The sequence below is a fragment of the Pseudomonas sp. 1 R 17 genome, assembly GCF_900067035.1.
GTDB lineage: Bacteria > Pseudomonadota > Gammaproteobacteria > Pseudomonadales > Pseudomonadaceae > Aquipseudomonas > Aquipseudomonas marginalis.
In genome coordinates, this window is sequence record NZ_FKLB01000005.1 from 1 (window position 1) to 10,441 (window position 10,441).

At 63.8% G+C, this 10,441-nt stretch carries 9 protein-coding genes; 6 read left to right on the forward strand and 3 right to left on the reverse strand.

Annotated features, from left to right (window positions below):
- The 3 genes from BFP99_RS00030 to BFP99_RS00040 all read left to right on the forward strand — a co-directional run.
- The coding region (locus BFP99_RS00030) for a LysR substrate-binding domain-containing protein (RefSeq protein WP_065946428.1) at nucleotides 1-724 on the forward strand (724 nt) is incomplete at its 5' end.
- A 79-nt stretch (nucleotides 725-803) separates the two neighbouring features.
- Entirely contained in the window at nucleotides 804-1,736 is a 933-nt protein-coding gene (locus BFP99_RS00035) for a pyridoxamine 5'-phosphate oxidase family protein (protein ID WP_065946429.1), read from the forward strand.
- Between the two features lie 312 nt (nucleotides 1,737-2,048).
- Nucleotides 2,049-2,453 (forward strand): RidA family protein, encoded by a 405-nt coding sequence (locus BFP99_RS00040; protein ID WP_065946430.1) that lies wholly within the window; start codon nucleotides 2,049-2,051, stop codon nucleotides 2,451-2,453.
- Between the two features lie 104 nt (nucleotides 2,454-2,557).
- On the opposite strand, the gene BFP99_RS00045 is transcribed toward BFP99_RS00040, so the two are convergent.
- The 3 genes from BFP99_RS00045 to BFP99_RS00055 all read right to left on the reverse strand — a co-directional run bounded on the left by BFP99_RS00045 (nucleotide 2,558) and on the right by BFP99_RS00055 (nucleotide 6,594).
- A complete protein-coding gene (locus BFP99_RS00045) occupies nucleotides 2,558-4,078 on the reverse strand; it encodes an ArnT family glycosyltransferase (RefSeq protein ID WP_065946433.1) in 1,521 nt (506 codons plus the stop codon).
- The gene (gene arnT, locus BFP99_RS00050) at nucleotides 4,078-5,733 is read right to left on the reverse strand and encodes a lipid IV(A) 4-amino-4-deoxy-L-arabinosyltransferase (protein WP_065946431.1); all 1,656 of its coding nucleotides are present in this window, start codon (nucleotides 5,731-5,733) and stop codon (nucleotides 4,078-4,080) included. The genes BFP99_RS00045 and arnT overlap by 1 nt, the downstream gene beginning before the upstream one ends.
- 186 nt (nucleotides 5,734-5,919) lie before the next feature.
- Nucleotides 5,920-6,594, reverse strand: coding sequence for a lipopolysaccharide core heptose(II)-phosphate phosphatase PmrG (locus BFP99_RS00055; RefSeq protein ID WP_065923764.1), 675 nt, complete (start codon nucleotides 6,592-6,594; stop codon nucleotides 5,920-5,922).
- Between the two features lie 274 nt (nucleotides 6,595-6,868).
- On the opposite strand from BFP99_RS00055, the gene BFP99_RS00060 reads away from it, so the two are divergent.
- From BFP99_RS00060 to BFP99_RS00070, 3 genes are all read left to right on the forward strand, one after another.
- Nucleotides 6,869-7,528 carry an ABC transporter ATP-binding protein gene (locus BFP99_RS00060; protein ID WP_065923765.1) on the forward strand — a complete coding sequence of 220 codons (660 nt, stop codon included), beginning with the start codon at nucleotides 6,869-6,871 and terminating at the stop codon, nucleotides 7,526-7,528.
- Complete coding sequence (locus tag BFP99_RS00065) at nucleotides 7,525-9,987, forward strand: ABC transporter permease (RefSeq protein ID WP_065946432.1); 2,463 nt, start codon at nucleotides 7,525-7,527, stop codon at nucleotides 9,985-9,987. Before BFP99_RS00060 ends, BFP99_RS00065 begins: the two co-directional genes overlap by 4 nt.
- A gap of 76 nt (nucleotides 9,988-10,063) precedes the next feature.
- On the forward strand, nucleotides 10,064-10,441 hold a 378-nt coding region (locus tag BFP99_RS00070; protein WP_305118780.1), incomplete at its 3' end, for a lipocalin-like domain-containing protein.

The window sequence follows — 10,441 nt, forward strand, 5'->3', positions numbered from 1 at the left end:
CGGCGTCAACCTGACCGACGCCGGGCACGCGTACCTGGCCGACTGCGTGCACCTGCTGGCCGCCGTGGACGCCGCCGAAGCCTCGGCCAAGGGCTTGCATGTGCAGGCCCAGGGCAATCTGCGGGTGTTCATGCCGTTGCTGTTCAGCCGCTATGTGATGGCGCCGCTGTTGGCCAGCTACATGGATCGTTACCCTGCGGTGCAGCTCACCGCCCACTACCACGACTATTACCCCAACCTGCACGAAGAGGGGCTGGACGTGGCGATCCTGGTCGGCGAGTTGCCCAGCTCATCGCTGATCGCGCGCCCGGTCGGGCACGTGCGGCAGATCCTCTGCGCCAGTCCCGATTACCTGGCGGCGCACGGTGAGCCCCGACACCCGGACGACCTCAAGCAGCATCGTCTGATCGCGAATGCCAACCCGGTGCATTGGGAATTCCAGGGTTGCCAGCTCAAGGCCCGCGCGCGGCTGAGTTGCGCCACGGTGCAAGGCGCGATCAATGCGGCGCTGCACGGCACGGGGCTGGTTCGTTGCTTGAGCTACCCGGTGCATGAGCATTTGCTCGGCGGCCAGTTATGCCGCCTTCTGCCGAGCTACGAGCCAGCGCCCTTGCCGGTGCACGTGGTGTACCGCGAGGGCCGGCATGCGCCGATGCGCGTGCGCAGCTTCGTCGACCACTGCGTGGCGGCGCTGCGTGAGCACTCGGCATTTCAGTTGGCGTAATAGTGGATTGCCTGGGGTGGGCATTCTGCATTTGACTGGTAGGGCGCAGCATGGGGGCAACCAACTTGAGGTGATCGCCATGAACCCTATCGAACAGTCCCCCTGGCATGCCGGCGAACGGCAGTTACAAGCAGCGGTCGGCGTGGCCGAGCGCATGGCGGTGGTCGGGCCCAAGGTGATACGCGATCACCTGCCGGAGCAGCATCGGGACTTCTATCCCTTGTTGCCGTACCTGATGCTCGGCGTGGTGGATGAGCAGGGGATTCCCTGGGCGACGATGGTCGAAGGCGCGCCGGGGTTTGCCCATTCTCCCGATCCTTATACTTTGCAGATTGACAGCCTGCCCTCTGCCAGCGACCCGGCTCGGGCCGCTTTGCACGAGGGTGCCGCAGTGGGCCTGCTCGGCATCGACCTAAACACCCGGCGCCGCAACCGCATGAACGGCCGTGTCGGCGGACTTGATCAGTACGGCTTGTCAATCGACGTCGTGCAGACCTTCGGGAACTGCCCCAAATACATCCAACTGCGGCCGGTCGATGGGGTTGCACGCAAACCTGGCAGCCAGGTCGAGCGCATGGGCGGCCTGGACGCTGCAGCCGAAACCATGATCCGCAACGCCGACACCTTCTTCGTCGCCAGCTACGTGGATGTCGACGGTGAACGCTCGGTGGACGTTTCCCATCGCGGCGGCCACACCGGCTTCGTGCGCGTGGAGGGCGACGTGCTGACCATCCCGGATTTTGCCGGCAACCTGTTCTTCAACACCCTGGGCAACCTGGCGGCCAATCCGGTGGCGGGGTTGTTGTTTATCGACTTTGAATCGGGGGACATGTTGCAGGTCGCCGGGCGTACCTCGTTGATTCTCGACGGGCCTGAGGTCGCCCGCTTCGAGGGCGCGCAGCGGTTATGGACAGTGACCGTGGAACACCTGGTCCGCCGCCCGGCGGCGTTGGCGTTGCGCTGGCAGTTCGCGGAGTTTTCGCCGTTCAGCCTGGCGATGGGCGGTTGGTAGCGTCAGCGTATTTATCACGACCTGTTGAAGATCAAACAGGGGAACTCCCTCTGTGGTGAGCGGGCTTGTCCCGCGTTGGGCTGCGCAGCGGCCCTAATCACTTCCACATGATGGGAGTTCGGGCTTCCACACCCGTTCTCTGAATGTGCAGCGACCCGCGAAGGGGGGGCGGCGAGGTTGATCAGATACAACCCGAAAGTTGCGTAAGAGCGGTCCGATGGACCTGCTCATCTTCATCACCCAAAGCCCTCTCCTGGAGACGTAAGAATTTTAACGTTAGCCTTGCACTCCTACCGACAACAAGGACTCGTCATGCAACCCAAGGTCATCAATCCCAAGAGCGTATTCAACTCCCTGCAATACGGCTTCAGCCAAGCTATCGAAGTGCCTGATGGCCGGCGTATTCTGCTTTCCGGCCAGGTAGGTGTGGATGCGCAGGAGCTTACGGTCGGTCCAGGCATTGCCGAGCAAACCGATACGGCGTTGGACAATATCGAAAAAGTCCTGGCCGAGGTCGAGGGTGACTTGTCCCATGTGGTAATGCTGCGGCTGTATATCGTCGAGTCCGCACGTGATCAGCAGGAGCTCATCGCCCAGGCGCTGCGTGAGCGCTTCCCCCATAACCCGCCGCCGTCGTCCTGGATTATTGTCAGTGGGCTTTCGTTGCCGGAGTGGTTGATCGAAATCGAGGCGGAGGCGGTGATTTCACCGAAATAAGGCCACAACAAGCATGTTCACGCCAAAACCTGTTTGCCATGATCCCGCGGCTCACTGTCCCCCGCCCCGGCCGGTGCGGTACACGCGCACCTGATACGCAGCCATCAGCGTGACGCAGGGATAAACGCCACACTGCCCTCGTCACGCTTGTGAAACAGCCGCTCGCCATTGTCCGGCTGGGTCGTGATCGCCTGATGATCCACACCCAAATACGCCAGCGGCGTCGGATCGTCCTTGGAAAACTGCGCGACGATGATCGTATGTTGCGGGTCAAAGCCTTGGCCACTGGTTTTTTCCAGCCAGGCCATCAGCGCGGCAGTGTCACCCCGGCGGGGAAAGTCCTGGGTCTCGGCGATGTAGTAGAACGGCTTGCCGCCATTTTGCAGGTACATCGGTACCTTGTTGTCGACTTCCACCAGCACCATCTGCCATTGGTTCCAGGGCGTGCTTTTCACGGCCTCGGCTTGCACATCCTCGGCGAAGCGGGTCACGCCGCCGTTGCCGTTGGACCAGGGATAGGCCACGCCGAGGATCAACAGCATGAGTGTGGCAGCGATCCCCAGACCCTTCTGCCAGCGCGGCCAGCTGGCGGGCTTTTTCAACACGCGCTCACTCACCCACCACGCCGCCAGCAACTGGGCAAACGGCACCAGCGGCAGCACGTAGTAGCTGCGCCGGCTGCCGCTGGCGGTAAAGAACACAAACAGCAGGCCCAGGCCCCACACCAGCCAGCGCACGTTCGGCGGGGTGTTGCGCCAGTGCCGCACGGCCAGCCACAGGCCGAGCAGCCAGCACGGGGTCCAGGGCAACGTGTAGGCGGGCAGGTAGATCAGGTAGGTGTAGATCGGTCCCATATGGTCGAACGGGTCGAAGAAGCGCACCACGTTTTCCCGGAACACCAACGCCAGGCCGCTCTCGCCATAGGTCGGTGCGCCGTACAAGTGCGACAGCACGAACGGCACGGCATACACGGCGGCCGCGATCAGCACGGCCAGCAGCAGGCGCAGATTGAGGTGGCGCTTGTAGCGCTGTTCGCCGAGCAGGTGCGGCAGCAGCACCAGGCCGGGCAGCACAAAGCCGATCAGGCCCTTGAACAACGACGTCAGGGCCAGCAACAGGAAAAACACCGTATAGCGCCACAGCCGCGTGTCGTCTGGGCCGCGCCAATACCACGCGACTGCCGCCAGCACGCCGCACACGGTGAGCACATCCGCCGTAGCCACGCGGGCCCAGAACAGGAAGTAGAAGGTGGTGGCGAGCATCCAGCCGGCGATCAGCCCCGTGCCCTTGCGGAACAGGCGTTCGCCAATCAGGTACACCAGCCACACACTCAGCCACGCGCCGATCACCGACGGCAGGCGCAATGACCAGGGCCCGAGGCCTCCCATCAGGTGCGCCGCGCCGGTGATCAGCCAGTAGGAGGGCAGGGGTTTGTCGTAATACGGCCCGCCCTTGAGGTATGGGTCGAAATAGTCACCGCTCTGCAGCATCTGCAAGGCGATATTCGCCCAGCGGGTTTCCGGGCCCCATAGGTCACGCGCACCCAGGCCGGTGAGCAGCAGCAGGGCCGAGACGCCCAGCAACAGCAGCAGGGCACCGCGTTCGGTCTTGAGATAACCCGGCATCATGGCGCCTGCGGGTAGAGGATAAGTTCCAGGTAGCCCTTGTAATAGCGTTTGCCTCCGGGCGGCAATTGCCCGGCCTCGCGCATTTCACTGGTGCTGTTGACCCGCAGCAGCACGCCGACCGAGCCGTGTTGGCGGGCGTCCTTGAGCCAGGCTTGCACCTGCTCCAGATCGACTTTGCGCGGAGCCGAATCGGCATATTGCAAGCCGTAGCGCAGCTCGCCTTCGGTGTCATACAGCGTCACGTCGGGTCGTTGCAGGCGCCAGGCCAAGGCGCTGGCGCTCTCCAGTTCATTGCTCAGCAGCGCGTGGGTGTGCTGCAACTCATCCACATGCTCCAGCACAAATTGGTCGGGCATTTCGTTATCGGCGATGTAGGCCGGCATGCTCGACGGCAGCAGCACCACCAGCAGGCCGATGCCCAGGGCTGGCATTGCCCACAACGTCAGCGGCCGAAAGCTTTGCAGCAGGTTGGTGAGGATCCAGCCCAGCAGCACGATAAAGGCCAGCGACAGGCTGAACATCTCGGCATGGCTGTTGCCGTAGAGCGGCCTCGCGATTTGCAGGTAGATCAGCCCGACCATGGCGGCCATGCCGATCACGAAGTTGAACAGGCCATTGAGGCGCAGGGTTCGGGTTCTGCCTTGGCTGACCAGCTCGCTCAAGGTATGCCCCATCAGCAACGCCAGGGGCAGCAGGCACGGCATGATGTAGGTCGGCAGCTTGCCGTTGCTCAGGCTGAACAAGCCCAGGGGCAGCAGCAACCACAGGGCCAGGAAGGCGATTGCCGGGTGGCGCTTTTCTGTCCAGGCCTGGTGCAGGGTGTTGGGCAGCAGCCCGGCCCACGGCAGGCAAGCCACCGCCATGATCGGCAGGAAGAACCACCAGGGTCGCACGTGTTGCGCGTTGTCGGCGCTGAAGCGGCGGATGTGTTCATTCCAGAAAAAGAAGCGCCAGAAATCCGGTTCCTGAGTGTGGATCGCCAGCACCCAGGGCAAACACACCAGCACGGCCACGCCGATGGCCAGCGGGCCATACCGCAGCAACTCGCCCAGGCGCCGCTGCCAGAGCATATAGGGCACGGCGATCAGCACCGGCAGCGCCCACGCCAGGAAACCCTTGGTCATGAACCCCATGGCACAGGCAAATCCCAACACGGCCCAGGCGCCCAGGCGGCTGCGCAGGGTGCTGCTGTCGAGGGCAAACCACAGCGCCACCAGGCTCAGGTTGACCCACAAGGTGAATGACGGATCGAGGTTGGAATACCCCGCTTGCCCGGCCACCAGGCCAAAGCTCAGGTAGAGCAGGGCGCAGGCGAAGCTTTTGCGCGGGTCGTTCCACAGGCGACGGGCGATCAGGTAAGCGAGCAGCACACTCAAGCCGGTGGTCAGGGCCGAGGCGATGCGCACGCCGAACAGGTTCTGGCCAAACACGGCCTGGCCCAGGGCGATCAGCCAGTAACCGGCGGCCGGTTTTTCGAAATAGCGGATGCCCATGAAGTGCGGTGCCACCCAGTTGCCGCTCAGGAGCATCTCCTGGCTGATCTGGGCGTAGCGGGTTTCATCCGGTATCCACAAACCGTGCAGGCCCAGTGGCAACAGATAAAACGCGACGAAGGCCAGCAAGAGTACCGGCAGGGGTTTCAGGCGAGTCATGAAAACGTCGCTCCTTGACGTCCGATGGTGTTTTTTTCAACTAATGAAGTAATGGCGAAAGTCGTCACGGCGTTCACTAAATAACAGGAAATAGTCATAACGACCTTAATTAAGGACGCAACTAAACATGCCAGAACAGGGCTGTCTTTTTGCTGAACATAAGCCTGGCGGTGGGAAGGGAATGACTTAGATTTGTTTAAGCGCGGCAGGCCAGTCCTGGTTTTTCATGATGCCCAGGGCCTTGAACTTGCCGTTGGCCAGCACCTGCACGAACAGCGCGCTGCCGTACTCGGAAAACTTGGCGTGGGGGAAGCCCAGGGCGGTTTCAAAGTCGGCGATGCAACCGCTGTGGGTGACGAATACGAGGTTGCGTCCAGCCTGTTTGTGGCTGAGCAGTTCTTCGCCCATGGCCTTGCCGCAGACGGCTTGTTCGCTGGAGGTCATGTCGGTTTTGCCGAACATGAAGCGCGAGGTCTGAGCCGTGCGAATGGCGGGGCTTGAGAGTACGTCAGTGCCGTCCATGCCCAGTGATTTAAAGGCTTTGCCCAGGTTTTCGGCGTGTTGGCTGCCATTGATCGTCACGCCTTCCACCGGGCCCAGGCACGGGTTGCTCGAACGGTCGCAGCGCTCTTCATGCCGCACCAGTACGATCAGGTCGCCGTCGCGCCACAGCGGCAGCACCTGGGACGTCAGCAGGCGGTTGCCCACGCCGAGGTCCCGTGGGGAGGACGGCCAGAACAGCGCGCAAGTGAGCAGCACGGCGACCACCGTAAGCCCGAGCCAAAGCGGTTTGAGGCGCTTGAAAAAGGCTCGGCGCGAGCGTGGTTTAATCAGGGTAAGGTCAACCACTACATTCACCATGGTCACTATCGGCTGTGTTGTATTAATTAGGCGCAACTTGTCGGCAAGTGCCCGAAGTGAAGCGCGAGGCTGTCACAGGGTGGCTGTCTTTTCGCTGAACATGCTGCGGTTAAAAGTTGCCAGGCGTGGCAACTAATAAGTTGTCGACGAGTGACGCTTGGCCGGCAATTTAAAGTGCGGTGGGTGGGCGGCCGGTGAAAACCATGTGAAAAATTTGCGTGGCCTTGATCCTCAGCCGTTATTCTCGATTGCCAGCCATCAGATGAGTGTTCCCATGTTGCAGGTGCAAGGTGTCTTCAAAAGCTACGCCACCCCCCAAGGCCCGTTGGCGGTGTTGGCGGGGGTCGACCTGCACCTGGGCGCGCGCAGCAGCCTGGCGTTGATGGGTGAGTCCGGCAGCGGCAAGAGCACCCTGCTGCATCTGGTTGCCGGGCTTGATCGGGTGGACGGCGGCAGCATCGAGGTGGGTGAGCAGCGCCTCGACCGGATGAGCGAGGCGCAACTGGCCCACTGGCGGCGTACCGAGATTGGCCTGGTGTTCCAGCAGTTCAACCTGATCGGCAGCTTGCGCGTCGACGACAACCTGGCGTTCCAGGCCCGCCTGGCGGGGCGTTTTGATCCGCAGTGGCAGGCGCAATTGGTCGAGCGCCTGGGCCTGGGGGACTTGCTCAAGCGCTATCCGGAACAACTCTCGGGCGGCCAGCAGCAACGGGTGGCGGTCGGGCGGGCGTTGGCCTCGCGCCCAGGTTTGCTGTTGGCCGACGAGCCCACCGGCAACCTCGACGAAGCCACCAGCGACGAGGTCCTGCAACTGCTGCTGGACCTGCTGCGCGACAGTCCCACCAGCCTGTTGATGGTGACCCACAGCCCACGCATCGCCGCCCGACTGGACCGGCAAGTGGTGCTGCATCATGGACAGGTCATGCCGACGTGAGGGTGTTTTACTGGACCTTGCGTGCCTTGCTCAGCCATTGGCGACGGCATCCGGTGCAGTTTTTCAGCGTACTTACCGGCCTGTGGCTGGCCACCGCGCTGCTGACCGGGGTGCAGGCCCTCAACAGCCAGGCCCGCGACAGTTACGCGCGCGCCAGCCAATTGATCGGCGGCGAACCCCAGGCCAGCCTGAGTGCGCCGGACGCCGCCAGTTTCGCGCAAACGCTGTTTGCCCAACTGCGTCGTGCCGGGTGGCCGGTGTCGCCGGTGGTGCAGGGGCGGCTGCAACTCAAGGGGCATGAGGACGTACGCCTGCAGTTGATGGGCATCGAACCATTGTCGTTGCCCGGCAGCGGCGCGGTGGCGGGGCAGCGCCTGAGCCAGGCGCAGATGCTGGCCTTCTTTGAACCGCCGGGTCTTACCTGGATTGCGCCGCACACCTTGCAGGCCCTGGGACTGCGTGAGGGCCAGCAACCGCTCACGCTGAATGGGCAGCGCCTGCCGCCGTTGCAGGTCCAGGCGGATATGGCGCCCGGCCTGTTGCTCACCGATATCGGGTTTGCCCAGGCGCTGCTGGAGATGCCCGGCCAGCTCTCGCGCCTGCTGGTGGACAAGGCCTTCGCCGCTCGCCATCCTACACCGCCCGCCGGGCTGCAGCTCAAGCAGGGCGAGGAGAATAACCTTGCACGGTTGACCGAGAGCTTTCACCTGAACCTTGATGCGCTGGGTTTCCTGTCGTTTGTGGTGGGGCTGTTTATCGTGCACGCGGCCATTGGCCTGGCCCTGGAGCAGCGGCGCGGGTTGTTGCGCACCTTGCGCGCCTGTGGGGTGAGTGCGCGGATGTTGATCCTCGGCCTGGGGGTGGAGCTGGGGGCGTTGTCGCTGTTGGGGGGCGTGCTCGGCGTCGCCAGTGGTTACCTGCTGGCCAGCCTGTTGCTGCCGGATGTGGCCGCCAGCCTGCGTGGCTTGTATGGCGCCGAGGTGCCGGGCCAATTGAGCTTGAGTCCCTGGTGGTGGGCGGCAGGGTTGGGCTTGAGCCTGCTCGGCGCCTTGCTTGCCGGCGCCAGCAGCCTATGGCGCGCGGCGCGTTTGCCGTTGCTGGCGCTGGCCAACGCCCAGGCCTGGCACGAGGCCCATGGGCGCTGGTTGCGGCGCCAGGGCTGGGTCGCGGCTACGGCCTTGCTGATCGCGTTATTGGCGTTATGGCTGGGCGACAGCCTGGCGGCGGGCTTTGTGTTGATGGCGGCCTTGCTGCTCGGCGCCGCCCTGGGCTTGCCGGTGCTGCTCAATGGCCTGTTGGAGGCGCTGCTGGGGCGCAGCCGTTCGGTACTCGGCCAGTGGTTCCTGGCTGACTGCCGTCAACAACTGCCGGCCCTGAGCCTGGCGTTGATGGCGCTGCTGTTGGCCCTGGCCGCGAATATCGGCGCGGGCTCCATGACCTCAGGCTTTCGCCACACGTTCAACAACTGGCTGGAGCAACGCCTCACCGCCGAGCTGTACCTCAACCCGCAAACCCCGGCCCAGGCAGAGCAACTCAGCGCCTGGCTGGCGCAGCAACCGTTGGTGCATACCGTGTTGCCCACCTGGCAGGTCGCGGTGCAATTGCAGGGCTGGCCGGCGGATCTGTTTGGCGTGGTCGACGACCCGACCTATCGCCAGCACTGGCCGTTGTTGGAAGCGGCGAGCGCGCCGTGGGACCAGTTGCAGCAAGGCGAGACCCTGATGCTCAGCGAACAGCTGGCGCGGCGGCTCGGGGTGACGCTGGGTGATACGGTGAGCATTCCCACGCCCCAGGGTGTGTGGTCGCCGACCGTGGTGGGGGTGTACGCCGATTACGGCAACCCTAAGGGCCACGTGCTGGTCAATTCCCGGCACCTGCTGGCCCGCTGGCCGACACTGGCACCGGCGCGTTTCAACCTGCGGGTGTTGCCGCAGGATGTGGCGCCGCTGGTGGCTGAAGTGCAGCGCGCCTTTGCCCTGGAAGACAGCCGTATCGTCGATCAACAGCAACTCAAGGGCTGGTCGAGCCAAGTGTTCGAGCGCACCTTCGCCGCCACCGCCGCGCTCAACAGCCTGACCCTGGGCGTGGCCGGCGTGGCGCTGTTCATCAGCCTGCTGACCCAGAGCCAGAGCCGCCTCGGCCAACTCGCCCCGCTGTGGGCATTGGGGGTGACGCGCAGGCAATTGATGCTGCTGAACCTGGGGCAAACCTGGCTGCTGGCGGTGCTCACGTTGCTGCTGGCGTTGCCGCTGGGCCTGTTGCTGGCGTGGTGCCTGGACGCGGTGATCAACGTGCAGGCCTTTGGCTGGCGCCTGCCGTTGCAAGTGTTCCCGTGGCAGCTCGCACAATTGCTGGGGCTGGCGATGTTGGCCACGCTGCTGGCGTCGGCCTGGCCGCTGTGGCAGCTGTACCGCAGCCGTCCGGCGGATTTGTTGAGGACGTTTGCCCATGAAGATTAAGCCCCTGTTCCTGGCTGTCCTCTCTGTAGGAGCGAGCTTGCTCGCGAAAAACCCGAGAGCGCCGCGTGCAGCTGGAATGCCCGCGTTATCGTTGACGTTTTTCGCGAGCAAGCTCGCTCCTACAGGGCTTCTTCTGTTGCTGTTAGGCGCGTGCGACCAACAACCTGCGCCGCCGGAAAGCTTCGCCGGCCTGGGCAGTGACGCGGCCGACTTTGCCCAGGTGCTGCCCGGCAAGGTCTTCAGCTTTCCCGAGGACCACGGCCCCCACGACGGCTTTCGGATCGAGTGGTGGTACGTCACCGCCAACCTCAAGGACGCCCAAGGCAATGTATTCGGCGTGCAATGGACGTTGTTTCGCAACGCCCTCAAGGCCGGGGCGACGCAGGCGGGCTGGCACGACTCGACCGTATGGCTCGGCCACGCCGCCGTCACCTCCGCCACCCACCACTACGCC